A 26,269-nucleotide genomic window follows, 5' to 3' on the forward strand; every position below is an offset into this window, starting at 1 on the left:
GCGTCCAGGCTTCTGCAGCATCCCGGGCAAGGGCATGGGGATCGGCCCGGAGTTCTTCCAGTACTGCGGCGGCAAGACCAAAGAGGTGCGGCTTGGCGTCCACAGCGGCCTGGTTGTCCTTGGCGCGCCACAACGCCAGGGGGTCCACACTGAGGACCAGCGAATCCTCCACGAAGGCGCCGTCCAGGACCACCCGGGCGGTCCGGCTGCCGGCCAGGGCGGAAAGGTCCAGGGGAGTGGCCTTGAACCGGTCACTGATCGGAACCAATGCCAGGACCACCTGTTCCTGGCGGGGATCGACGCCGGCGATGAGGAGGACGTCGTTCAATCCCCAGCCGCTCACCCAGGACACCCTGCCGTGGAAGCGCCAGCCTCCGTTGGTCCGCTCGGCGGCGATGAAGCGGTCTGGGTAGCGGCGCACGTCGCTCAGACCTGCCCCCGCGAAGACCCTTCCGCGCAGCAGTCCGTCGATGAGGTCGTGCTCTGGTGCCCGGCCCTGCAGGGCGGCTTCCACCCGGGCGGTGGTCGAGGCGTGCTGGGCCCAGACCAGCCACGTGTTCAGGCAGGCTCCGGCAAGGTGTTCGTGCAGTCGGCGGTCCTCTGCCTTGGCCAGGCCTGCGCCGTCGTACGTCGGTGAGGCCAGATGGTTCAGTGCCCCTGCCGCCCGCAACATGCTAATGATTCCGGCGGGAACCCGCTCGGAGTCCGTGAGGAGCATCCTCGACTTCAAGGTGGTGCGGGCAAGGTTTGCCACCCGCGCTACGAGAGGGTGGCTGTCTGCGGGATCGGCTGCGGTGCCCGGGCCAGTTACCACCGCAGCGCTCATACGGAAGCCGTGGCGTAGCGGGACTCCAGTTCCCGGCCCAGGAACCCGGCCAGGGCGGTCGCGGCGGCGTTTCCGGTGGCGGCTTCAACGTCCGGGTTGTAGTTGGTGTTGGTGTTGATGTCGTAAGGGATGAGGCGGCCGTCCGCGGTTTCGAAGAACTCAACACCGGCTACTTCGATGCCCTGGTCCGCCAAGAACGCCCGCAACCTGACGATCAACGGGTGGCCAGCTGTGATGTCATCGCGCTTGGCGAACAACGTGGACGCTAAGGTTTCACCGGCTCCGGTGCCAGGTATTTCGCAGGCGGCGGGAGCGAAACCCTGATCAAGGCTTACCTGCCCGGGTGCTGCCTGGCCAGGTACTGCACACGCTTCAGCGGGGCACAACTCGAACGAACCCTCCGACGTATCAACCCGCACTGCGTAAACAAACTCCCCACCAACGAATTCCGCACGAGTGATGAACGGCTCAGCAGTCTGGACAAACTCCTGCAGCAGGGTAATCCCATCTGCCGGTTCTTCGAACTCGGGACCGTCAACATACGAATCAAACTCTCGGTGCGAGTCGAACCTGCGCACCCCAAGGCCCTTGCCTCCCTGGTTATGTTTGGTGATGAACGGCGCTGGAAACTCCAGTGCCCGCCGCTTCAAGTCCTCACGTCCAGCCACCACAACGGTTCGCGGAACATCGAAGCCGGCAGCAGCCAAGGCGGCGTACTGGGCGGCCTTGCTGACCTCAAATTCAATAACCTTGCTGCCGTTAACCACGCGGAGACCAGCAGCCTCAAGCCACCGAAACAACACACGGGCGTACTCTTTCGCGTAAACGTGGCCACGAGTGTGCGACGAGGCGCTGAGTCGTGACCAAAAGACCCCTTGCGGGGGTTGTGTCTTTAGGTCGATGGATCCGTCAGCCAGGGACCATTGCGTGTGAGGCAGCCCTGCAGAGTCTAAGGCTGCTTGTAGCGGCGGCAGCCAGTCGTAGTTCTCGTGCAGTATATGGATCCTCGGACTATTCACGTTCTCTCGCCTCTTCCGGGACGCGGCCGCCGTCTCCAAGAAGAGGGCCTGCGGTGCTGATTGGGGGATGTGGTGTTTTGGAGCCTAGGCGTAGAGGGAAGCCGCCTCCAACTGGGGTGACTCGGTTCGTCAACCTCGGTCACCGGAGGACCCCAACCCGTCATCACGCATCACTTTGCGCAATATAACGGTCATCATGAAGGCCCAAACGACATCATTGATGACGAAGTCAGTACAAACACCAAGGCACGCCGGCGACTGCCGCCGTTGCTCAAAAGCCATCAATTGCTAAGACATCAAAGATGGCCAAGCGGGCAAGGGAAGAACTTTTGAACGCGGAGGACTCGAACGCTAGCTGTCAGCCTTGCGGTTAGACCGAGAAACCTGGAGCAGGTAAATGTTTTCGAGGGGGAGCCGGACGCTTCACGCAAGAAGCGCTGTTCGACGCAGAATGTCTCGGAAACGCGATAGTCAAGCGTGCTGTTATACGTTTGGTCAGTCCTGGAAAGGATCTGGTCGCATGCCCTCCAAGTCGAGCTCCAAAGCCAGCTTCTCTTGGTCGGTCAGTAACCGCACCGCCCGCTCGTACAAGTGCATGCCTGCAGCCCAGTTGTCCCAGCGGCCATCACTTTTGACGACACCGGTCCTGAAGTCAAACGCCCGGACAGCAGCAGCAATCAAAATCGCAGTGACCACTTGGTCGTAGGGCTGATTCTCGGTCTTACAGGAATCATTCATCCCCGGATAGCCGGGCGCATCAATGCCCCTTAGGTGGAACGTCTCATAGCTTTCACCGGCCGCTTTAAAGCCGTTCAATCGGATGCCCTTGGTCTCGTTCATCACAGGGAGGCCTTGTCCGTTTGGACCGCAGATGGTCATGGCTGACGCGTCAATGATCTTGCCTGCATCGGCGAGTACTTCGGCTGTTACCCTCAGGCCCGGAAAGTAGTGGGTATAGCCCATGATCCTCCCTCAGCAGGTCATTCCTCATTATCTGCAAAGTGCATCCCGGCTATTGCCTGGAGCGATCGATCCTATCCCTCTCCCACTGATATGGACGATCAACACCACGCTAGACCAACACGCGGTAGTGTGAGATACACAGAATTCACAGGATTCATAGACATTCACAGGAGTGCTGCATGGAGAACCCGTTTCGCCCCACAGCAGGGGCGACTCCGCCCGACCTCGTCGGCCGTGGCGGAGTGCTGGACGAGTTCGCTTACGGTCTCCGCATCGGGTCTGGCGCCCCGGGCCTCCTCACTATCTTCACTGGAGCCCGGGGTATCGGCAAGACCGTCATGCTGGGTGCAGCCGAAGATCTTGCACTAGCAAGCGGATGGGCTGTGGTTTCCGAAACGGCCACCGGAGGGTTCCTGGGACGCATTGGCGAGGCCATGCGTCGGCTAACGAACGAACTGGGTGCTGGGCCGACAGGCCGACGAGTCACCGCCCTGTCAGTTGCCGGCTTCGCGGTCACCACCCAACTCGCTCCCGACGAGCAGGTTGACTGGCGTGTCCGTGGTTCAGAGCTTCTGCGTCTACTGGCGCAGCGGGGCACTGGACTGGTGATCACTGTTGACGAGATCCATGCCGCTGACCGCACGGAGATATCCCAACTCGCAGCCGACGTACAGCACTTCATACGCGATGGCCTGCCCATCGGACTTATCTTCGCCGGCCTGCCGGCCGCAGTTTCCGACTTGCTCAATGAGGGCGTCGCCACGTTCTTGCGAAGAGCAGACCGCATCGACCTTCACGCAGCTTCAATCGCTGAAGTCGAACGCTCCTTTACCGAAACCTTTGAAGGCGCCGGGAAGACACTCGGTTCTGACCTGGCCAGGACCGCGGCAGAAGCAACCGGCGGCTACCCCTTCCTGATTCAGCTGGTTGGCTACTACCTCTGGCAAGAAGCTGAAAAGAGCCCGAAAGGCCTGGACGCCGCAGCTGTGGACCGGGCCGCCACGGCTGCCCGCCGCAGAAACGAACGCGTAGTAATCGAAGCTGCACTGTCAACGACGTCTGGGAGGGATCGCGACTTCCTACAGGCCATGGCCGAGGATCCTGGGCCTTCCTCCACGACGGACATCGGCAAACGAACCGGCATGCGGCCAAACGCCGTGGGAAACTACCGAACCCGACTGCTGGACGCCGGGCTCATAGAAACTGCAGGACACGGGCTTGTCGACTTCGCAATCCCAGGATTGCGCGAATACCTCACACCGCCACCCGCTCGCTAGCAGAGGGTCCCGCTATGGTCAGCTCAAGATGGCAAGTAACGGCTGTCTCCATGCCGAAGTAGACCAGCCTGGACAAGTTCCTATCAATGGCTCAAGTCGCGTTAGGCTCGTCGTCCCGACTCAACCAGATAAAGGGTGAAGGAATTCGCTACGTAGGGTCGGCGCACTGATTCCGCCGACTACGCTTCAACATCCGGGCCGCCAGGGCTTTCTGTCAGATTTGCATCTAAGACTGTTCATCAGGGAAGTGCAAGAACTCATACTTCGACCCTATTCTGACTACTTTTGCGGAGGTCTCCTGACGTCGGTTTGGGGTGTGGTCTAGCCGGGCGGTAGGCCATGAACACCACGCAGGCAAACCCTCGAGTTCAGCGACGATGCCTTTAACCAGATGCCGTCAGCCCGCAGCAGCATGCAAGTCTAGGGCACTTACGGCTTCCTGAATGAGGGCGACGAGTACGTCAACGGGGCTGTGAAGCGAGCGATTAGTTTCAAAGCGCCGGAGGACGATGCGTCGGGTGCCTAGGCCCGGCATGTCCAGCACGCTTACGTTATCCGGAAGCATGCCGTGCAGTGCCAGAGCAGGCTCGACAGCGATGCCCTGACCGGCGGCGACCAGGGCGAGAGCGGTCAGCGTTTCGTAATACTCGTGAACCGAGGTCGTTTCAAGCATGGCTGCCTTTCGAAGACGTGCAATCGCTGCTGCGCTACCTGAGGAGGCGTCCACGCCTAACCAGGGCCAAGAGGATCGAGTTAGGTCGACTGGGTCTGTGCCGACAAACCAGGGCGAGGGGACAACAAGTTTCCATGGCTCATCCAACAGCGGTTGCTCGGTGATTCCCGCTGGCAAGCGATCACTTTCGCTGGCCGAGTCCAGGTCGACCACCGCAGCGTCCAGTTGCCGGCGGCGCAGACGGCGCGTCAACGAGTTCAGATCCCCTTCGGTGACCTGGATCAGCAACTGGGGGTACCGCTCTCGCCACTCGGCCAGCCGCGGGACGAGCAAGGTCCGAAGAAAACTCGGGATACCTCCGATCCGGACTGTTCCGCTCGGTCCATCACTTTTTTCAAGCCGGTCTCGCGCGTTGCCAATCGCGCGTTCGATTTCCTCGGCGGCTTCAGCAACAATCACGCCGGCCGGCGTGAGGACAGTGCCCCTTGGTGTGCGTTGGACCAGTGAGGCGCCGGCATCCTGTTCGAGCTTCTTTAGCTGCTGGGATACAGCGGACGGGGAAACATGAAGATCGTCCGCTGCCGCAAGCACACTTCCGGTTCTGGCTACTGCGAGCAGGATATACAGGCGCTTCGGATCTAAATCCATGTTAAGCAAAACTACACCCACAGTGTTCGAAACGTCGATTGATCTTAACTGGTGGTTGCGCTGAAATGGACTTACACACACGACGCGCGGGACGGAGGAACATGCTCGAAATGATCTTGGGGTGGCTCGGAATGGCGGGCACATTCCTGGCCTACGTGCTGCTGTCGCGTGGACGCGTCTCATCACGGTCGAACGTGTACCTCTGGCTCAATGCTGTCGGGGGAACACTGGGAGGAGTCGGCAGCCTGCTGTATGGATCGCTGCCATCAGCGGTGTCGAACTTCCTCTGGGCTGCGCTAAGCCTGCAACCCGCTGTCTGGTCGCTGGTGCAGGCTGCATCACAGTGGCAAGGAAGCAGGCGTCTTAGCGGTGTGCAGCGGGATGAAGTACGCGTCTAAACGTTTCACAACTCTTGGGCAGTCCACCTAGACCTGTCGACTTTGGCTTGCTTGGTCCAGCATTTCCGTTATCCATGGTCGGTGCCCGCGGCGGTAAGCCATTCCTTCGGGCAACCCCTGAACGGTTGGAACAGAATTGACGATGTCGATGGTGATCCGGCCGCCGGCCATGGGTGCGTTGGCGACATGCAGGTCGCCATAGGATTCTGGAAGTACTGGATTCATCCAGAACTCTCCGCGGGAGACGTTGGTGTCGTACTGCATCAGGCTTGTTATCAGCTGGATCGGTGTGGTGGCCGCCCAAGCTTGCGGTGAGCAGGCGGTGGGGTAGGGGACAGGTGCTGCGAACATGTCCCGGCTGAAGCCGCAGAACAATTCCGGGAGGCGACCGTCGGAGTATTCGGCAGCCTCAAAGAGCGCGGTGGAGATTCGCTGCGCCTCGGCTACGAACCCGTAGCGCAGGAGGCCCGCTGCGATGATCGCGTTGTCGTGCGGCCAGACGGAGCCGTTGTGATAGCTGGCGGGGTTATACGCGCCCATATCGCTTGCCAGCGTGCGAATGCCCCAGCCGCTGAACATTTCTGGAGACATCAGGCGTTCTACCACCTGTGGGGCCTTGTCCTCATCAATGAGGCCGTACCACAGGCAGTGCCCCATGTTTGAAGCGCAGGCATCGACCTGCCGTTTCTTGCCGTCCAGCGCGATTGCGTAGTATCCGCGCTCGGGGATCCAGAACTGCTCATTGAAGCGTTTCTTTAATTGCGCTGCTCGATCTGAAAGCTCCTCCGCCAGGGACGTATCTCCGGCGTCGTAAGCCATCCAAGCTCGGGCCTGGTACGCGGTGTAAACGTACGCCTGGACCTCACAGAGCGCGATTGGGGGCTCGGGCAGTGTTCCATCTGCGAAGTTGATCCCGTCCCACGAGTCTTTCCAGCCTTGATTGATGAGCCCTTGGTCGTTGAGGCGTTGATACTCGACGAACCCGTCACCGTCCTTGTCCCCGTATTCTCGGATCCAGTCCAGGGCGCGGTCGGCATGAGGAAGCAGGGCAGCGATGGTTTCTTTAGCAAAGCCCCATCGGATGACCGAAGCGAGCGTCGCGACGAACAGTGGTGTGGCGTCTACACTGCCGTAGTAGACGGATTTACCGCCGAGGGAGAGCCCGCTGGAGACATCGAGCCTGACCTCGTGAAGGATCTTGCCTGGTTCCTCCTCGCTCATTGGATCTATTACCGCCCCCTGGCGGTCTGCCAGCGTCTGCAGCGTCCCCAACGCCAGGGACGGATCGACGGCCAGCGCCATTTCCGAGGCCCATAGGGAGTCCCGGCCAAACAGGGTCATGAACCAGGGGGCCCCAGCGGCCACCACCACCCGGTCCGGATGATCAGGGTCCTCGATGCGAAGGGAACCCAGATCATCGTAGCTGCGCCGCAGGGTCCGTTCGATGGACCGGTTTCCGATCTGCAGAACCGGAATTTTCGCCACCCAGTCCTGCCGGCGTCGGTCTCTCGGGGACAAGCCATCTCCGTCGCTGTGAACGAAAGCCGGGGAGATGCTGTCTTGGTCGATACTCGGCACAACGGTCAGGGCTGCGTTCCAGCTGCCGTGCGGTGGTACAGACACCTGGTACGTGAAGCCCTCCGCTGAACTACCCGCTCCAGGTGCCCGGATGGCGACACCTTTCCGGATACCGTGCCAAATGGCCTGGATAATCAGTGTGCCATCGTTGGCCTGGCGGGTCTCATCCCAGCGCCGCTGAATCCGAGCCTCTTTCACTTCAAACAGATCTGCGAAATCTGCTTCAATCGTCAGGGAGATCACGCATTCGGCCGGTTCCCTCGAGTAGTTGCGGACAACGATCCGCTCTTGGATGCCGCTCCCGACTTCACGTAGCCGTTCGACAATCAAAGAGCTGTCTGCATACCCGTCCGAGCGGGCGACGCGGCCGACAAATTGCCCTCGGTAGGGCTCCTTCGCCTCCGCTGCGAGAGGTTCCAGCGGTTGGCCGTTAACGGTCAACCCCCAACCGGAAAGGATACGGGTGTCCTGGACGAAAAGACCGTGTGGGTGCTCGGAGTGCATGTCCCCGTTCTGCAGGGATATGCAGAAGGATGATCCTTCCACCAACGTAACCGTCCCGGCCCCCAGAGGCCCTGCCGCGGTGTCAGCATTCCATCCAGCCATCGTCCCGGCCTCCTCAAAAAGCCAACACCAGCATGCCTTTGCATGCTGGTCAGACTGCTGCCGTAGCGTCGATTCCCCAACGACGCTACGCTTCCTTGCCCTCCACTGCCAGAGCCATTATTGGCTATCTGAGCCTCTGCGAAAAGGGCGGGCTTGTTGGCTTAGTAACCACTTTTGCTGTGGTCCGGGAGGATTTCTCGCTAACGGTGGCCGGCAGATTGCTTCAACGCGAGCACTTCGAGATCATGGCAGACGGCTTTCCTGGCTCTCAGGCGCTCAAGTAGCTTCGTGTCCGGCTTATCAACTGTCTTTTCGGAAACGCCAGAGGGGTGCCTTTGCCGCTTATCGGCACCCTGATTAGTCCCTGTTTGTGCTGTTTGTTTGGAAGACAGGGGGTCGTGAAATATCACGGCAGCGTTCGATTCTCCCGCTGCTGCTTTCACGCTTTCAAAAGCCGGTTGGCTAGTCATGCTCGTCTTCGTTGTGCGCGACTCGTTGTGTAAGTGCATCGTAGGTTTACTCCAATCGCTAATTTCCGCTCGTTTGCCATGAAGCCCCCTAGATCAGATTTCGGGCTTGGGCGACGTTTAAGAAGTGACTAGCTTGGAACCAGGGCCTCCCAGTTGCGAGCATGGAAGGCCCTGGCGGTTAAAGGTCCGGCCGAGGCAGGATGGACTGAAGAGCTCCGGGACGAACGGATGCGTCCTCCCATTGATCGTCTTCGGCCTCATGAATCAGTGTGGTTTGGGGGCTGTTGACCGTGGGTCGCTGCATGCAGTTCGTCGGGTAGGTCCTGTGGGTCAGTCCACATTTCATATCCCTCAACTGCTTCAAAGAGGGTCCGTCCTCCATTGTGATCGGCAGCCAGCCAGAGGACTGTAGCGTCCGGCATAACAGCATCGACGGTACCCGCACGCAGCAGTTGACCGTGGATGTGTACCTCGACCTCCACGCCAGTGAGGCGGCTCCAGTCATCGCATCGGTAGGACTTCATGGCTGATCTTTCCTCTGTTGCTAGACTCTTGCGGCTCTTCGACCGGATGTGGACAGAAAGCTAGTCTGTTTCGGGTCCCTGGCAGTAGTGGCAACCCTCTTCACAGCCAAATTGCTGGGCAGCGGCGAGGGTGGCAGGCACGATAGGCACAGCGACTCGGATTGGCTGGGCTGCTTTTCCGCCAGTGACCGCGGAACTCGAACGCTGCACGCCTACCGAGGTGTTCTGAAGAACGATCGAGCTAGTCAAGGTAAGCTCCTGCGCGGGGATGGGAGTGCTTCGGCTTGAAAGGGCCCAGATCTGCGGTGACCAACGCCCAGGTGATGGACTGCCCATTGTGCGGAGGCATAATGCTCCCTTCAGCAATGAAGTGTCCCTCTCCTTCCCGGTTGACCGGGACCCACCATCCGTTGGCTGGACAATGCTCGCCGGTTTTCGCCTCGAAGGTTTTTTCGGAGTTCTTCAAGCGGAGGTGCTGGCGGGGGATGCGTTTCTTCATTCCTTCTTTATTCCTTAGTTTTCCGCGCTCTGGCTGGCCTTGATTTTTCCCTTGGTAGCCGCCTGTGCTGGGGGCTACAGCGTTCGTCGCTGCCCGGATCCGTCCACTGCATGGCAGTGGGCGGATCTGGGCAGCGCTTTTCTTACAGGTGAGAGCGTTTGGACTCGCAAAGCAGGGTGTTGTTATGCAGGGTGCCTGCTCGTGCCCTTCTGGCTGCCTCTGCTCTGCCCCATTGAAGGGCTCGCGATCTGAGGGTCACTCGGGGGTGACGTAGGCACCGGCGATGCCGCCGTCAACCAGGAAGGTTGAGGCAGTGATGAAGGATGAGTCGTCGCTGGCGAGGAACGCCACTGCTGCTGCCAGCTCTTCCGGTTCGGCGAACCGGCCCAAGGGAACGTGGACGAGGCGGCGAGCTGCCTTTTCAGGGTCTTTGGCGAAGAGTTCCTTCAGCAGCGGCGTGTTGACCGGTCCTGGGCACAGGGCATTGACTCGGATGCCCTGGCGGGCGAATTCGACGCCAAGTTCCCGGCTCATGGCCAGTACACCGCCTTTGGATGCGCTGTAGGAGATCTGCGAGGTCGCAGCGCCCATAACTGCTACGAAGGAGGCGGTGTTGATGATGGAGCCTTTCCCCTGGGCCTGCATGTAGGGGAGTGCGTATTTGCAGCAGTAGAAGACGGAGGTCAGGTTGACTTCCTGTACCCGCCGCCAGGCGTCGATGCCTGTGTCGATGATCGAGGCATCGTCTGCCGGTGAGATTCCGGCGTTGTTGAAGGAGATGTCGACGCTTCCATACGTTTCGTGGGTTACGGCGTAGAGGTTCTTTACTTCTTCTTCGCTGGTGACGTCGACCTTTACGTAGAGACCGCCTACTTCATCGGCAGCGCGCTGTCCTGAGGTTGGGTCCAGGTCGGCGATGACGACGTTTGCGCCTTCTGCTGCGAAACGGCGGGCTGTCGCCAGCCCGATACCGCTGGCGCCGCCAGTGATGACAGCGCTGCGGCCCTTGAGGCGGTTGGAGATTACTTCAATCATTTTGACTTCCTTGGTTGTGGTGGCGTTAAAGGCTGGTGGAGATGAAAACGTTTTTTGTTTCTGTGAAGGCGTCGAGGGCGTCAGGGCCGAGTTCGCGTCCGAGTCCGGACTGCTTGAAGCCTCCGAAGGGGGTGGAGTAGCGCACTGAGGAGTGTGAGTTGACCGATAGGTTTCCTGACTCGAGTCCTCGGGCCATCCTGAGTGCCCGTCCAACGTCCCGTGTCCAGATTGATCCTGAGAGCCCATAGATTGAGTCATTGGCCAGGCGGAGGGCGTCGGCTTCATCCTTGAAAGGAACGACAGCTACGACGGGGCCGAAGATCTCTTCGTGCATTACCCGGTCTTCGCGGGAGGGCGTCAGGACTGTAGGTGGGAACCAGAAGCCCTTGCCGGCAGGGGCCGAGCCCTGGAAAGCGATGGAAGTGCCATCCGGGACAAAGCTGGATACTGTCCGGTGCTGGGCTGCCGAAATCAGCGGGCCCATGAAGGAAGCTTCATCGCTTGGGTCCCCGACCTGCAGGGCTTTGACTACTGGTTCCAGGAGTGCGAGGAACCTTTCATAAACGCTGTCCTGGACCAGGATCCTGGAGCGGGAGCAGCAGTCCTGTCCGGCGTTGTCAAAGGCACCGCCCGGCGCTGCTGAGGCGGCGACTTCCAGGTCGGAATCCGCGAAGATGATGTTGGCGCTTTTGCCGCCCAGTTCCAGGGTTACCGGCTTGAGCTGGTCAGCGCAGCCAGCCATAATTCGCTTCCCGACACCGGTGGAACCGGTAAAAACAACTTTCCGGACCGCAGGATGGGTCACGAACCGGTCGCCGACAATTGAACCCTTGCCCGGAATGATTTGCAGGACGCCTTCGGGCAGCCCTGCTTCCCTTGCAAGCTGTCCGAGCCGGATAGCGGTCAGCGGGGTCAGTTCCGCCGGTTTCAGAACGACAGTGTTGCCGGCAGCCAGGGCGGGTGCAAAACCCCATGCCGCGATTGGCATAGGGAAGTTCCACGGGACAATTACCCCAACGACTCCCAAGGGTTCGTGGAAGGTGACGTTTACCCCTCCAGCTACTGGGATCTGCTGGCCAAGGTGCCGCTCGGGGGCCGCGGAGTAGTAGGTCAGGACGTCGCGAACATTTCCGGCTTCCCATCGGGCGTTGCCGATGGTGTGCCCGGCATTGCGGACTTCCAGCTGGGCGAGGTTTTCAAGGTCCGCGTCTACTGCGGAGGCAAACCGGCGCAGCAGCAGTGCCCTGTCTGCGGGGGCGACGTTCCGCCAAGTTTCAAAGGCCTGGGCTGCTTTTTGGATTGCCCTGTCAGTATCCTCGAGTGTGGCGAGAGCTATGGTCTCTATGACCTCTTCCGTCGCCGGGTTCAGTACGTCAGACGTGCTGGTGGACATTGGCTGGGTTCTCCGTTCGGTCTTTTCTGTAGTTGGCTGCTGCCTCAATAAATCCTTTGAAGAGCCGCAGGTCATCGGGGTTTTGTTCCGGGTGGAATTGGACCCCCAGTGCCCATCCGGCCGTCGACGTTTCAAGGGCTTCCACTGTGCCGTCGGCAGCCGCAGCCGTTACGCACAGTCCATCAGCGATACGGTCCATGGCCTGGTGGTGGTAGCAGGGTGCGCTGGCACCCGGTCCCAGCAGGGAGCGGCTTATGCTGCCGGTCGTCGTTGTGAATTCCACTTCACCGAAGACACCAGGCCCTGGCTGGTATTTCGCTTCCGGGTTTACGTCCGGGATGTGCTGGATCAATGATCCGCCAAGGGCAACGTTGAGGATCTGGGCGCCCCTGCAAATGGCGAAGAGAGGAAGCCCGGCTTCCAGCGCTGCCTTGGTCAGGGCGATGTCGTGCTCGTCCCTGGCTGGTTGGGCCCGGGTGAGTTCGTGCGGCTCGGCTCCGTAGTGCTCGGGGCCCACGTCGCTGCCACCGGAAACGATCAGTCCGTCCAGCACCTCCAATATCGAGGGGTCAGTGCCCACCGGCGGCAAGAGGACAGGGGTGCCGCCGGCAGCGACAACTGCCTGGACGTACGTTCCCGGCAGGATTGCGGCGTCCTGCGTCCAAACACCCCAGGAAGCTTCCTGATAGTAGGTTGTCAGGCCGATCCGCGGGCGGTAGGTATCAGAGCCGTTCAAAGACACGCTTACGCTCCCAATCGGTTACGGCGCTATCGAAGGCTTTTAGTTCGACATCGGCTGCGAAAACATAGTGGTCCACGACTTCGTCACCGAAGGCCTTGCGTGCGATCTCGCTGTTGGCCAGCAGTGCGCGGGAATCCCGCAGGTTGGTCGGGATGCGGTCAGCATCAGATTGGTACGCGTTGCCGGTTGTGATCGGCTCAAGCGGAAGCCCGTTCTCGATCCCGTGAATGGCTGCGGCGATGAGTGCCGCGGCGGCGAGATACGGGTTGACGTCGCCACCCCCGACGCGGTTTTCGACTCGAAGACTGGGGCCGCGTCCAACGACGCGCAGGGCGCAGCTGCGGTTGTCCAGTCCCCAGGCGATGGCCGTGGGGGCGAAGCTGCCCTCCACGAAGCGCTTGTAGGAATTGATGTTCGGGGCCACGAAGTATGCCAGTTCCTTCAGTGCAGCGAGCTGGCCGGCGATAAAGTGCTCCATGACGGGGCTGAAGCCGTGTTCATGGTCACCGGCCAGGACAGGCTTGCCGTCCAAATCGGTCAGGCTGAAGTGGATGTGACAGGAACTTCCTTCACGTTCGTTGTACTTGGCCATGAATGTGATGCTTTTGCCCTGCTGCGCGGCGATTTCCTTGGCGCCGTTCTTGTAGAAAACGTGGTTGTCGCAGGCGGCCAGTGCTTCTGCGTAGCGGAACGTGATTTCCTGCTGGCCCAGGTTGCACTCACCCTTGGAGGATTCAACGACCAGGCCAGCCTTTTCCATGCCGTTGCGGATGCTGCGGATCACCGGTTCCAGCCTTGCCGTGGCCAGCAGGGAGTAGTCCACGTTGTAGCGGGTTGAAGGGGTGAGGCCTTCGTATTTCTTGTCCCATGCTTCTTCGTAGCTGTCGTCGAACATGATGAATTCAAGTTCGGTGCCGATATGCGCCCGGTATCCCAGGGCTTCCAAGCGTTCGATTTGGGATCTGAGGATCTGCCGGGGGGACTGGGCGACGGGTCGACCGTCGAGCCACAGAATGTCGCACTGGATCATGGCTGTGCCCTCCAGCCATGGCACACGGCGCAAGGTGGAGACGTCCGGGCGCATCACCATGTCTCCGTAGCCGTTTGCCCAGGAGGACATGGCATATCCATCGATGGTGTTCATCTCAACATCGACGCTCAGAAGGTAGTTGCAGCCTTCGGCCCCGTGCCCGAGTACGTCTTCCAGGAAGGACTTTGCTCCGCAGCGCTTACCCTGCAGACGTCCCATGGAATCTGTGATGGCAACCACGACGGTGTCGATTTCACCTGAAGCAACCAGGTCACGCAATTCATCAACACTCAGCTGGCCTCGCTGTGATGTTCCCGTTGGTGGATTAGTCATTTTATGTCCGTAACTTTGATCGATTTATGAGGGAGAACTTGGGGGTAGGTGCCCTCGTCGGGGCTCCGCGTTAGGCTGTGTTGAATCGGAGTGCGACACTGCAGTTCCATCCACTCAAATGGTATTGGTCTGAATTCAGACCATAAGCTCCTTCAAGTGTGTGGCAGGGCACGCCCGGCGTCAAGCTATTCCGCCCAACGTTTCCTTGACTCCATGCGACTTCGCCCGTCTTCGGCTTCCGGGACGCGCCTGCCACGCAATCCGCGGCCGCGCCAATGGCGTGTTTTTGGACCGATTATGATTGGTGCATGGAAGAAGAACGGTTCGACACGTCGGCCCCGGTTGTCCGGCCCGCTCGGCACGGGAACGTTTTCGAGGAAACCATCGAGCGATTGCTCCAGAACATCAAGCTCGGCCTGTTCGCAGTGGGGGAGAAGCTGCCACCGGAACGGGAACTTGCAGAGCTGCTCGGAGTCTCGCGCGCGACCCTGCGGGACGCATTGGCTGAACTGCAGAAAGCCGGATACGTCGAGGTTCAGCGCGGTCGCTACGGTGGCACCTACGTGTGTGGCCGACCTTCGGCTGGGCCAGGATCGTTCCCGGAATTGGATCCGGCGGAAGTGGAAGACATTCTGACCTTCCGCAACGTTCTTGAACCTGCGGCAGCGTCACTGGCCGCCAAGGCCACGTTGTCCCCTTCTCAACGCAGCCACCTGCTGAAAACCCTGGCTGAGGTGGCTAGCGCACCGGCCGAGCTGTACCGGCCAAAAGATGCACGGTTCCATGTGGCCATCGCAGAAGTGACGGGTTCTCCAAGTCTGGCCCGCGCAGTCGCGGATGTCCGTTCAAAGGTCAGTGACCTCTTGGATCGAATACCGCTTCTTGAGCCGAACCTGGAGCACTCCAACCAACAGCACCAAGCGATCATGGATGCAATCCTCCGCGGCGACGGTGAAGAAGCGTTTCGGATGGCGCAGGACCACCTGCAGGGTACCGCCTCATTGCTGCATGGCTTCCTTATATCTTCTGAGTCACAAGTGTCGCCGGAAGTGGCTGCGTCCAAGCCCTAGCGTGAGCGCTCCCGCTCAGGCTTGAGCTGGCATATCAGGAAAAATCTCTAAGGCTTCTGCTTGAAGCCCGCGCCTGCCGAAAATCAACTCCATGATTCTCCCGCCGCGGTCAGAAGTTTCACACGCCACTGGCACGGGGTGCGGGCAGGCGTGAAGTAAATCTTTTCCGGGCATCTTTATGCCACAGCACGCACCCCGGCCGGCAGGACAGCTCTTGAGCTGGCTGTCCCGTCAGGCCCGCTGACGGTGCAGGTGGAGGCGCCCGTTACGAACTGACGTCTTCCGAACCTGAATCCTGATTGGCCCAAAAACACGCCTTTGACGTCCCTCGCGGCGAGCCCTGCACTCTCGCCCCAAACACCAGGCAGAAGCGCAGCCGTGAGAAAAATCGGGGGAGACTCGAGGATTTTATGCGGGACCGCTTGACGTCATCCGTGATCTCCCACACACTGGAACAAAGCTAATGGTCTAAATTCAGACCAGACGGTAACAATCCGGAAATATTCTGGCTATATCTTTCCTACATCCTCAGATTAGACGTCGTTCCGGCCTCCTCCCCATCCAGAGCCCACCTCGTCACGCGACCCTGATTCCCTGCAGAAAGAACACTAGTGATGCTCTCCAGCACATCTCAAACAACTGCCACGGTGCAGAGTGCGGCAAAGAGGCCTCTCTTTGCAGCCTCATCCGGCACCTTCATTGAGTTCTTCGATTACGGCTCCTATTCCTACCTGGCCACCACTATCGCCGCCGTGTTTTTCCCTCCGGGCAACCCGACGGTCGCGCTCGTGCAGACTTTCGCTCTGTTCGCTCTGTCGTTCGCAATGCGTCCCATCGGTGCGCTGTTCTGGGGTCACTTCGGCGACAGAATCGGCCGTAAACGCGCTCTTGCCCTCACCATCATCGGGATTGGTTTGGCCACCACCTGCATCGGCCTGCTGCCGGGCTATGCAACCATCGGTTTCTGGGCACCTGTGCTCCTTGTGCTCCTGCGCTTCCTTCAAAGTTTCTGCACTGCCGGAGAATACACCGGCGCTGCCATTCTGGTCGTTGAATACGCCCCGGCTGACAAGCGGGCACGCTACATCAGCTCTGTAGCCATTGGATGTGCAGTCGGATTCCTTGCGGCATCTGTTGTATCGACCCTTTTGAATGGACTCCTTGATGAGGATGCGATGAATACGTGGGGTTGGCGTATTCCGTTCCTTCTCGCTGCACCTATGACGCTGGTCGGCGTCTACCTGCGAAACCGCATCGATGAGACTCCTGTTTTCCGGGCAGCCCAAGAAAAGGGTGAGCTGGCCAAGCTCCCACTGGTTGTGCTCTTCCGCGAGCACTGGAGGGCGCTTCTTCGGACGCTGGCAATCATGGGCGTCAATGCCACCGGGTACTACCTCGTGCTGGGCTACATGCAGACCTACCTTGAGGTGGAAGTAGGCCTGTCCGGCTTCGAAGCCAGCATCATCATGACCACCTCACTGCTGGTCTACCTGCCCATGCTCTACGGTGGCGCCTACCTCTCCGACCGTTTTGGTCGCAAGACAATGCTCATGGCCAACGCAGTGCTCTTCCTGGTCCTGAGCTACCCGATCTTCCTGCTCTTGGGTATCAGCGGTTTCGCAGCAGCTATGGCCATCCAGATCCTGTTCGTTGGGATCTTCTCCCTCAATGACTCCACTATCGCTTGCTTTTTCACTGAGTCCTTCCCGGCGAAGGTCCGCTACAGCGGCTCGGCCATACCGACCAACGTTGGTGTCGCCATCTTCGGCGGCACAGGTCCGCTCGTAGCGTCCTGGCTGATTGCCCAAACCGGTGACAATACGATGCCGGCCTTCGTCATGATGTTCGTCGCGCTGATCGGCGCGGTCGCCCTGATCTTCACCAAGGAAACCAAACCCACCAAAGCTGAAGCAGCCGCCCTCAACGCCGCCACTGCCGAGGCCGAGGCCAAAGTCCACTAAGAGCGCAAACGTTGGCGGGAACGGCTCGACCCTCCTCGGGACGACGCTGTTCCCGCCAACTTGCATGCAGCACAAGGATCCCAGCGGAAGGCTGAGCTTGACGTTTTGGGCACCGCTTTACAGGGACCACCGACCCGGATTAGCCGGTCCGTGCCTCCACAAAGCATTCAGATAAGTAGACAAGGAAAGAACATTGAAGTTATCCGGCAACGCCGCTTACCCGCCCGCCCCTTCGTTGGAGGCGCCGGGCACGCTGGAAATCGAGGGCAAGACATTCCTTGATGGCCGGGCCTCGGATCCGCGGGCGCTCGGCTGGATGCAGGGTTCGCCGCCGCCGGCAGAGAAACAGGTCAGATTCGACAGTGACAGCGATACCGCTTTCCCCAAATTGCGGTGGGCGCTGTCACACATGCGCGAGCTCTCTCCGACTGTCGGTGTATGGCGCGGCACGGGACCCAGCCAATCACTGGGCAAGCCATCTTCTGCCGATGCCGCTGCTGTGGACGCGCTGACGTTTACGGACACGACCGGGCGTGTCCGCGAATTCGAAGAGGCCCTGTTTGATAGCTACACCGACGGCATCATGGTGTTGCACCGCGGCCGAGTCGTTTACGAGCGCTACCTTGGTGCGCTGGAGGCTTACCTGCCGCATGCCTGCTTCTCGATGACAAAGTCCTACACCGGAACGCTTATGGCCTCACTGGTACACGAAGGCGTGCTGGATGAAACCAAGACGGTCGCGCATTACGTCCCCGAACTAAGTGGCACCGCCTGGAACGACGCAACGTTGCGCCAGACAATGGATATGCGAACCGGCCTTTCATACTCTGAAGATGATGATGACGAAAGCTCCGGCGCCTGGGCGTATATGCGTGCCGGCCGCACGCGACCACGCCCGGCCGGCTATGACGGCCCGCAAACCTCAAGCGACTACCTGCTCAGCGTCCTCAAGGAGGGCGCACATGGAGGAGCCTTTTCCTACAAGAGTGTGAACACCCAAGTCATGGCCTGGGTGCTGGCACGCGTCACCGGCCTGTCATTCGCGCAACTCCTGCACGAGCGGTTGTGGGGACCACTTGGGTGCGAGGACGATGCCTATCTGGTCGTCGACCCGGCAGGCGTGCCTTCAGCCAGCGGCGGGATGAGCGCGACCCTGCGCGATCTGGCCCGCTTCGGCGAGCTCATGCGCCGCGAAGGAGATTGGGGCGGGAAACAGCTCATCCCCTCGTCGGTCGTGCGGGAGATACACGGCGCCGACCTCCCGGCCCGGCTCGAATCCGGCGCCATGTCCGGGTACACCTACCGCAACCAATGGTGGGTGCCACAAGACGAGTTTGGTGCCATTGAAGCAGTCGGCATCCACGGCCAGCGCCTCTACATCACCCCCGGCGCGGAAACCGTAATCGTACGCCTCGCCTCCCAGCCGGTCGCGGTCTACAAACACGACCCCATCACGGACCCGATGCTGCACGCGCTGGTGCGATTGGTACGCGGCTAGCCGGCGAGAGCCCACCATCCCGACAAGTAAGCCCGGGGACCCCGGGAAGAGAACACAAGGAAGTAGACACCCCATGGACTTCAACACATACGTGAAGGACCTGACCAGCCGACCTCTCACCAAGGAACTGTCCTTTTCGGAATCGGAATATCGCTCCCGGATCGAAGAAGTCAGGAAGGTGATGGACGAACGGAACCTGGACGTCCTCCTCATCACCCACGCTCCCAGCTTGAGCTACTTGAGCGGATACCAGAGCTTTGGCACAAGCTGGGCTTCGTGCCTGATCCTGCCCCGTGAGGGGGAGCCGGTCCTGAACATGCACGGGCTGGAAATCGGAACCGCCATGCTTACCAGCTGGATTAAAGATATCCGGGGGGTGAGCTGGTCGTACGGAGGTACGGCGGACCAGATCGCGGGCATCGTCAAGGAATTCACCCTCGGCAACCAACGGGTTGGCATCCAGGGCAAGCGGGCCGGCCTCAGCGTTGAACTCTACGAAGGACTTAAAGCGGCCTTGCCCGGAGTCACCCTCGTTGAAGCCTCAGACGTGGTCGAGCGACCCCGCCTGATCAAATCCGAAGCTGAACTGAACTACATGCGACAGGCGGCCCAGATCACAAAGAAGGGCCTCGCAGCCGTACTGCCGGTAATCAAAGCCGGTGTCACAGACAACGACATCGCGGCCGTGATCTACGAGACCTTGATAGCGGAGGGAAGCGAATACTTCAGCATCCAACCAATCGTGTCCGCAGGCGAGCGGAACACCGTCATCCACACCACATTCCGGCGCACGCCGGTTCAGGCAGGCGAGACGGTGATACTCGAATTCGGGGCAACGTATGAACGCTACACAAGCCCCCTGATGCACACAGTGGCAATCGGCACGCCGGCACCGGAATTCGAAGACAGGGCCCGAATTGTGAACGAGACCCTCGACCGGCTGTTCGAGGCAGTGAAGCCTGGCCGGAGTGCGCACGATGTAGCACGTGAAGTCGGCGTGGGGATGAGCAAGATCAGTACACTGCCTGCCGCGTCCCACGTGTACGGGTACTCGCTCGGCATTGGAATGCCTCCCTCATGGACCGAGGACACTCTCTATATCCGTGAGGGGATCGAGCAGGAGCTAAAGCCTGGCATGACGTTCCACTCGCCCATAGTGCCCGACGTGCCGGGTGAGCCGGGTGTGGGCTTTAGCGAGACGTGGGTCGTTACAGAGACGGGATGTGAAGTCCTGACCAAGCATGACCGGGACCTGACCGTCGTCGACGTCTAAGAGCCGCGCACTCCAGCTGTTTCTGCTGGAGCATGTGCTGTCGGCGAGCGGGATTGCCGGGGGAGTACGGCGGGCTGGTCTTGGCCTACCAATCCGCCCGGGGGCCTGTCAGGACGCAAGAGGTGCCGCCCAGATTTTGGGCGGCACCTCTCAGACCAGGCCTGCCGATGAATCACCTGGTGGACCTGAGGCACCGGATGAAATCATCCACGGCGGAGGATTGGCCAAACGGGCGGGCAACGTGCAGTTCGGTCTGCGGGCGCCCGCTCATGCAACGGGTAGTGACTCCTGGCATCTGGAAGCGCTGGACAGATTCAGGAAGGACGGAAATCCCCAGCCCGGCAGCGACCAATCCGAGGACGGTCTCTTGGTGAATGGCTTGTTGGGCCACTACCGGTGGTGTTGCGAGCGGCTCGAAGAGCTGCAGGACACGGGCAACAAAACCAGGCATCCGGCCATACGGGAACAGAACCATTGGCTCACCCTCAAGGTCCTGCGGCCGGACTTCGTCCAGCGCCGCCAAACGGTGGGATTCCGGCAGGACCACGACCAGGTCCTCGGTGTTGAGAAGTTCCAAGTGCAGGCCCGGCATGTTTCCGGGATCTCGGATGAGGCCCAGGTCCAGCTGCCCTTCCAGGAGCTGTTCAATCTGCTCCCCGCTCGTGAGGGGGTTCAGTACGAGGTCAATCCGAGGGCGCTGCTGCCGGAAGACGCGAATCGCTTCCGGGACCGTGGTGTAGCTGGCCGAACTCACGAATCCCACGCGGAGTTTGCCGCTCTTTCCAGCGGCGACGTCCACAACGTCGCTGACGGCATCGTCCAGGTCCGAGACCGCCAGCTGGACCCTATCCCTGAATGCCTGACCGGCCGCAGTCAACGCGACGCTGCGCGTGGTCCGGTCGAAGAGCTGGACCCCCAACTCCTTCTCGAGCCGCCGGACCGCCACTGTCAACGGGGGCTGCGTGATGTGCAGGCGTTCGGCCGCACGGCCAAAGTGTAGTTCGTCTGCGACGGTCAGGAAGTACCGGAGCTGGCGGAGTTCCAATGCGATTCTTTCGTTTGACGCTAATAATTACTAGTCAAATGATATTGGACGCAGTGCGGGCAGGGGTGAGTAACTGGATATCAAGAAAGCACCGGGACAAGGTGCAACCAAAGCTGAGGAGCAATCCGTGGAATCAATCGAACACGTAGTAGTCGGAGCAGGCCTTTCCGGCGCTGCCACCGCTTGGCATCTGGCCTCCCGCGGGCACGAAGTTGCCCTGCTGGAACGCACCACTCCGGCCAATGATGCCGGCAGCTCCCATGGATCGGCCCGGATCTTCCGCTATGCGTACCCGGAAGAGTTCTACACCGGTCTCGTCCAGGAAGCCAAGGCCGGGTGGGACGAGTTAGCCCGTCTTAGCGGCAAGCAGCTCATCACTCCCACAGGTGCTGTGGACTACGGCGCAATACGTCGGCCGGAACGCCTGGCTGCGGTACTGGACGCGTTCGGAATTGAGCACGAACTCCTCACGGAAGAGGAGGCAACCCGCCGCTGGCCGCACATCGCATTCGACACCCAAGTCCTGTGGCACCCCGGCGCCGGCGTGATTGACGCGCATGAATCGGTGCAGTCCATGGTTGACCAGGCCGTAACCCACGGAGCCCAGCTCCACACCAACTGGGCCGTCGCATCGATTACCGGCACCACCGGCAACTACACCTTGACCTCCGAGGATGGACGTACCATCCAGGCTGCCAACGTGACTGTGGCCGCCGGGGGTTGGCTTCCCCAGTTACTGGGCTCGCTGTCTTTGCCGTCGTCCTTTGTGTCCGCGGTCCCCCGGATCGAAGTACGTCAGGAACAGGCCTACCACTTTCCCTACGCCGATGGCACGGACCCGGACACCTGGCCCACCTTCATCCATAAGCGCGAAGGCTGGCAGGCATATGGTTTGCCCGGTGGACGCGACGCCGGCTTCCGGGGCCAGAAAGTGGCCCAGTACAACGGGGGAAAGATCCTGCCCTCCGCAGCCGACCAGGACGGGCAGATCAACCCGGACAACCGCCGTCGGGTCATCGACTACGTGGAAAAGTACTTACCGGGCCTGGTTCCGGAACCGTACGCGGAAACCACCTGCCTCTTCACGAACACACCCACGGAAGACTTCATTTTGGACCGTGCTGAGGGCATCACCATCCTTTCCCCGTGCTCAGGACACGGCGCCAAGTTTGCCCCGCTGATCGGCCAGCTTGCAGCCGATCTGGCCACCGGTGCCGGAGCAGTTCCCGAGCAGTTCCGGCTCGCGGCGCAGGCCCAGCGCGCAGCACTGGGGACCCACTGATGGCCGCCACGACGGGACAGCCCGCCGCCACCAACCTGCCTGCCGCCACAGTCACGGGACTGTTGTCCGAAATCGCGAACACGGGCACTGACACAATCCGCGGGGGCTACACCCGCCCCGTGTATTCCACTGCTGAACTGGACCTCCGCAACTGGTTCATCGAGCAGGCCGCAAAACGTGGCCTTGCCGTCGAAACGGACCGCAATGGGGCGATCTGGGCCTGGTGGGATGTTCCCGGGGGTGACCGCAGCAACAGCCTTGTCACCGGAAGCCACCTGGACTCCGTGCCCGGCGGCGGAGCATTCGATGGTCCCCTCGGAGTCGCGTCCGCGTTAGTTGCCGTTGACATTCTTAAAGCACGGATGGCAACGCCGACCCGGCCACTGGCCGTCGTGGTTTTCCCGGAGGAGGAAGGATCCCGGTTCGGGGTCGCATGCCTGGGTTCACGGTTGATGAGCGGAGCCATCGACCCGGACAAAGCCAGGAACCTCCGGGACCAGGACGGCTCAACGTTCGCGGACGTGGCGAAAGCGAACGGCCTGGACCCCCGCTATGTGGGCCGCGATGACGAGCTCCTTGGCCAGATTGGAGCTTTCGTGGAACTGCACGTCGAGCAGGGCCGCGGACTGATCGATCTCAACCAGCCCATCGCCATCGCCTCCTCCATACTCGGCCACGGGCGCTGGCGCCTTAGCATCCACGGACAGGGCAACCACGCCGGCACCACCCTGATGGCCGACCGGCACGACCCCATGGTCTCCGCATCCAGGACAGTGGTAGCGATCCGAGACATCGCCCGGAACCAGGCCCACGCCCGCGCAACAGTGGGACGACTCCAGCCAGTGCCTGGAGGAACGAATGTCATCGCATCCCGGGTGGACTTCTGGCTGGACGTCCGACACCCCGACGACGCAGTAACAGCCGCGCTGGTGGAAAGCATCCACGCACAGGCCCGGATCATCGCAGCCGAGGAAGGCTGCACCGTAGACCTCCGCGAGGAATCGCTCAGCCCCACCGTGCACTTCGATCCGCAGCTGCAAAAAGAACTCCAGCAGGCCCTTCCGCAAGCTCCGATCCTGGACACCGGGGCAGGGCACGACGCCGGTGTCCTTGCACCCCATGTTCCAACAGCGATGGTCTTTGTCCGGAACCCCAGTGGGGTCTCCCACTCGCCCGAAGAACATGTGGTCGATGAGGACGCCGAAACCGGTGCCCACACCCTGGCCGAAGCCCTGCGCGGACTGATGGCCTGACCTGCAACCGAACGCCCGCGCCGACCCTTTCGGCGCGGGTGTCCTTTTGCGGCGCGAGACGTCTTCCATAGCCGCCTTGTCGATGAGGACAAGGATTCAAACGAGAAAAGGAAAACACGTGAATCCGGTCGTACCCGACCTTTACACCGCCGACGGCACCAGCGAAGCTGCCACGCATAACGTGTGGCGCGTTCGCGAGGACCTCTGGGAATATCTGATCTACACGGCGGAAAAGTTGGGTGGCAGGCACTCTTCCGCGACCAAGCGCAGGCTCAGCGACGATATCCTTCAGGTCCTCGACCGGCTTGAGCTGGTGGAGGGCCACTGGGCCACCCCTGGACTGTCCGCCGTCAACGAACTCCGGTCGCTGATCCACGATGGCGACTTTGTCGACTTGGGCGAGGCAATCGAACGGGTCAAGGTCCGCCGACGACGTCAGGCGACCGCCGCGGCATCCGGCGCCACCGGTCCTGATGCGGGCGACTCCGCGGACAACCGGCCCCGCTTTGAGGTCCTCCTGGTGGACGACTGCACTCCAGAAGACGGCGAGACGTTTGTACGGGAGATGCTCCGACAGCGGCGGCCCCAGGACCCATTCGTCTACGAAATCAACATCGTTCCAAGCTACGAAGACGCCGTTGCAGCGCTGCTGCTGAATACAGACATTCAGGCCTGCATCATCCGCCCCGGCTTCAAGAACCGCACCCGAAGGCCGCTGGAGCAGGACATAAGAGACTTCGTATCCGCGAACGGGCCCGACAGCGCCGATCCCCGCAGGCCGATTCAACGCATTCTTGCCCTCGCGGAAAAAGCCGCAGAGTTACGCCCAACTCTGGACCTCTACCTCGTAGCTGGTGTTTCCATAGAGAAACTGGGCGGTTCACTGACCAATCGATTCAGCAGGATCTTCCTCCGTGCCGACAGCCTTGAGCTGCATCTGTCCATCCTCAAGGGAGTCGGCGACCGCTTCGAAACACCGTTCTTCACGGCCATCCAGAACCACAGCCGACGCCCCGGTGGTGTCTTCCACGCCTTACCGGTGTCCCGGGGCGGATCCGTCTCAAATTCCAAGTGGATCAAAGACATGGAGGAGTTCTACGGGCTGAACCTGCTGCTTGCCGAAACCTCGGCAACTTCGGGAGGGCTTGATTCGTTGCTGGACCCCCATGGGTCCATTCGCGACGCACAGCGCCTTGCGGCCCGGGCCTTCGGATCCCGGCAAAGCTTCTTTGTCACCAACGGCACCTCCACGGCGAACAAGATCGTTCACCAGGCCATGCTGGCCCCCGGGGACGTCGTACTGGTCGACAGGAATTGCCACAAGTCGCACCACTACGCCCTGCTGCTGGCAGGCGCCAAGGTCGCCTACCTGGAGGCGTACTCCATCAATGAGTTCTCCCTCTACGGCGGTGTCCCCACGTCTTCCATCAAAAAGATGCTCCTTAACTACCGAGCGGCCGGACGGCTCGGGGAAGTGAAGATGCTCGCCCTGACCAACTGCACCTTCGATGGCATTGTCTACGATGTAGAACGGGTCATGGAAGAATGCCTTGCCATCAAACCCGACCTCGTCTTCCTTTGGGACGAAGCCTGGTTCGCCTTCGCCGGATTCCACCCGATCTACCGGCGACGAACTGCCATGGCAGCAAGCCAGGCCCTCGAACGGCGTTTTCGCGCCCCTGCCGCACGGGAGACATACGCGGCGCAGGCAGCCGAGCTATATGACCCCGAAACCGGTGAGCCCCTGGACGATGACCTCTGGCTGAAGACCAGACTGGTACCGGACCCGGACAAAGCCAGGATACGTGTCTACGCAACGCAATCCACCCACAAAACCTTGACCTCGCTACGGCAAGGATCCATGATCCACGTTTACGATCAGGACTTCGCACACCTCAGCGAGGAAGCCTTCCGCGAGGCGTACATGACGCATACCTCTACCTCCCCGAACTACCAAATTTTGGCGTCCCTGGACATTGGACGCCGGCAGGCCGAACTGGAAGGGTGCGAACTGGTCCAGAAACAGGCAGATCTGGCCGCCAGCGTGGCCACCGCCATCGAACAGCACCCGCTGTTGAGGAGATATTTCCGCATCCTCAATACCCTAGACCTGGTGCCCGCGGAGTTCCGCGAAACCCAGTCACCCATGCCCCTGGTTGACGGCCTGGCGCGGATGGCCGAGGCATGGGGGCGCGATGAGTTCGTTGTGGACCCCAGCCGCCTGACAATGTACATCGGCGCCACGGGAGTGGACGGGGACACCTTCCGGCACCACCACCTCATGGACGGGCACGGAATCCAAGTCAACAAAACCTCCCGCAACAGTGTCCTGATCATGACAAATATCGGAACCTCCCGAAGTTCGGTGGCCTACCTCATCGAAGTGCTGGTCAAACTTGCCGAAACCTTCGCCTCCGAGGCCGACTCCCGGAGCCCACGGGCTAAGACGGCGCATAGTCGCATGGTCGCAAAGCTCACCAAGGGAGCGCCGCCGCTTCCCGACTTCAGCAGCTTCGCGTCCCGGTTCCGCACCGACGATGCTCTCCCTGACGCCAACATCCGCACCGCATACTTTGAAACTTACAAACCGGATGCCTGCGAATACCTCACCGAATCCGGAGTTCGAAAACGGCTGACCGCAGGAGAGGAAGTCATCTCCGCAGCATTCGTCACTCCGTATCCGCCGGGCTTCCCTGTCCTGGTCCCCGGACAGCTAATCGATGCCAACGTCTTGGACTTCATGGCCGCGCTCGACACGCGTGAGATTCACGGCTACGACAAACAACACGGGTATCGGGTGGTTAAAACTTCGGGCGACGACAACGACAGCCACCCCCCGCTGCACCTTGGCTAACACCCTGGACTCTGGACGA

18 protein-coding genes and 1 pseudogene are annotated in these 26,269 nt (G+C 60.7%); 9 read left to right on the top strand and 10 right to left on the bottom strand.

The annotated features are described in order from the left end of the window. The 3 genes and pseudogenes from DBR22_RS00125 to DBR22_RS00135 all read right to left on the bottom strand — a co-directional run. A pseudogene (locus DBR22_RS00125) lies at window positions 1-814 on the bottom strand (hypothetical protein); the annotation flags it as partial. A gap of 8 nt (window positions 815-822) precedes the next feature. Next, entirely contained in the window at window positions 823-1,593 is a 771-nt protein-coding gene (locus DBR22_RS00130; protein ID WP_258228987.1) for an ATP-grasp domain-containing protein, read from the bottom strand. A gap of 747 nt (window positions 1,594-2,340) precedes the next feature. After that, the gene (locus DBR22_RS00135; protein WP_108597217.1) at window positions 2,341-2,808 is read right to left on the bottom strand and encodes a hypothetical protein; all 468 of its coding nucleotides are present in this window, start codon (window positions 2,806-2,808) and stop codon (window positions 2,341-2,343) included. Between the two features lie 179 nt (window positions 2,809-2,987). Between DBR22_RS00135 and DBR22_RS00140 the strand changes: the two genes are divergently transcribed. Then, a complete protein-coding gene (locus DBR22_RS00140) occupies window positions 2,988-4,085 on the top strand; it encodes an ATP-binding protein (RefSeq protein WP_108597218.1) in 1,098 nt (365 codons plus the stop codon). 397 nt (window positions 4,086-4,482) lie between these two features. Here DBR22_RS00140 and DBR22_RS00145 read toward each other — a convergent pair whose 3' ends face one another. Then, entirely contained in the window at window positions 4,483-5,406 is a 924-nt protein-coding gene (locus tag DBR22_RS00145) for a LysR family transcriptional regulator (protein WP_108597219.1), read from the bottom strand. Window positions 5,407-5,507: 101 nt separating this feature from the next. Here DBR22_RS00145 and DBR22_RS23500 point away from each other — a divergent pair, with 101 nt between their 5' ends. Beyond that, entirely contained in the window at window positions 5,508-5,804 is a 297-nt protein-coding gene (locus tag DBR22_RS23500; RefSeq protein ID WP_146187318.1) for a CBU_0592 family membrane protein, read from the top strand. Between the two features lie 27 nt (window positions 5,805-5,831). Here the strand turns inward: DBR22_RS23500 and DBR22_RS00150 are convergent, their stop codons facing one another. The 5 genes from DBR22_RS00150 to DBR22_RS00180 form a co-directional block, all read right to left on the bottom strand. After that, window positions 5,832-7,988, bottom strand: coding sequence for an amylo-alpha-1,6-glucosidase (locus DBR22_RS00150; protein ID WP_108597220.1), 2,157 nt, complete (start codon window positions 7,986-7,988; stop codon window positions 5,832-5,834). 1,748 nt (window positions 7,989-9,736) lie between these two features. Further along, window positions 9,737-10,516: a 3-oxoacyl-ACP reductase gene (locus DBR22_RS00165; protein WP_108597223.1), complete on the bottom strand. Its 780-nt coding sequence runs from the start codon at window positions 10,514-10,516 to the stop codon at window positions 9,737-9,739. A 25-nt stretch (window positions 10,517-10,541) separates the two neighbouring features. After that, window positions 10,542-11,909, bottom strand: coding sequence for an aldehyde dehydrogenase family protein (locus DBR22_RS00170; RefSeq protein WP_108597224.1), 1,368 nt, complete (start codon window positions 11,907-11,909; stop codon window positions 10,542-10,544). Beyond that, the gene (locus DBR22_RS00175) at window positions 11,890-12,651 is read right to left on the bottom strand and encodes a gamma-glutamyl-gamma-aminobutyrate hydrolase family protein (protein ID WP_258228988.1); all 762 of its coding nucleotides are present in this window, start codon (window positions 12,649-12,651) and stop codon (window positions 11,890-11,892) included. Before DBR22_RS00175 ends, DBR22_RS00170 begins: the two co-directional genes overlap by 20 nt. Beyond that, window positions 12,632-14,014: a glutamine synthetase family protein gene (locus DBR22_RS00180; protein ID WP_108597225.1), complete on the bottom strand. Its 1,383-nt coding sequence runs from the start codon at window positions 14,012-14,014 to the stop codon at window positions 12,632-12,634. Before DBR22_RS00180 ends, DBR22_RS00175 begins: the two co-directional genes overlap by 20 nt. Window positions 14,015-14,322: 308 nt before the next feature. Between DBR22_RS00180 and DBR22_RS00185 the strand changes: the two genes are divergently transcribed. From DBR22_RS00185 to DBR22_RS00200, 4 genes are all read left to right on the top strand, one after another. Then, on the top strand, window positions 14,323-15,084 hold the full coding sequence (locus DBR22_RS00185) for a FadR/GntR family transcriptional regulator (protein ID WP_108597226.1): 762 nt from the start codon (window positions 14,323-14,325) through the stop codon (window positions 15,082-15,084). Between the two features lie 614 nt (window positions 15,085-15,698). Then, entirely contained in the window at window positions 15,699-17,045 is a 1,347-nt protein-coding gene (locus DBR22_RS00190) for an MFS transporter (RefSeq protein ID WP_108597227.1), read from the top strand. A 193-nt stretch (window positions 17,046-17,238) separates the two neighbouring features. After that, the gene (locus DBR22_RS00195; protein WP_219928062.1) at window positions 17,239-18,543 is read left to right on the top strand and encodes a serine hydrolase domain-containing protein; all 1,305 of its coding nucleotides are present in this window, start codon (window positions 17,239-17,241) and stop codon (window positions 18,541-18,543) included. A 73-nt stretch (window positions 18,544-18,616) separates the two neighbouring features. Continuing rightward, window positions 18,617-19,816: a M24 family metallopeptidase gene (locus DBR22_RS00200; protein WP_108597228.1), complete on the top strand. Its 1,200-nt coding sequence runs from the start codon at window positions 18,617-18,619 to the stop codon at window positions 19,814-19,816. Between the two features lie 172 nt (window positions 19,817-19,988). Here the strand turns inward: DBR22_RS00200 and DBR22_RS00205 are convergent, their stop codons facing one another. Next, a complete protein-coding gene (locus tag DBR22_RS00205) occupies window positions 19,989-20,861 on the bottom strand; it encodes a LysR family transcriptional regulator (RefSeq protein WP_108597229.1) in 873 nt (290 codons plus the stop codon). A 127-nt stretch (window positions 20,862-20,988) separates the two neighbouring features. On the opposite strand from DBR22_RS00205, the gene DBR22_RS00210 reads away from it, so the two are divergent. The 3 genes from DBR22_RS00210 (at window position 20,989) to DBR22_RS00220 (ending at window position 26,250) form a co-directional block, all read left to right on the top strand. Then, window positions 20,989-22,143, top strand: coding sequence for an FAD-dependent oxidoreductase (locus DBR22_RS00210; RefSeq protein WP_108597230.1), 1,155 nt, complete (start codon window positions 20,989-20,991; stop codon window positions 22,141-22,143). Next, entirely contained in the window at window positions 22,143-23,396 is a 1,254-nt protein-coding gene (locus DBR22_RS00215; RefSeq protein ID WP_108597231.1) for an allantoate amidohydrolase, read from the top strand. The genes DBR22_RS00210 and DBR22_RS00215 overlap by 1 nt, the downstream gene beginning before the upstream one ends. 118 nt (window positions 23,397-23,514) lie before the next feature. Then, window positions 23,515-26,250 (top strand): aminotransferase class I/II-fold pyridoxal phosphate-dependent enzyme, encoded by a 2,736-nt coding sequence (locus DBR22_RS00220; protein WP_258228989.1) that lies wholly within the window; start codon window positions 23,515-23,517, stop codon window positions 26,248-26,250. Window positions 26,251-26,269 lie beyond the last annotated feature (19 nt).

The sequence above is a fragment of the Arthrobacter sp. HMWF013 genome, from assembly GCF_003061105.1.
GTDB lineage: Bacteria > Actinomycetota > Actinomycetes > Actinomycetales > Micrococcaceae > Arthrobacter.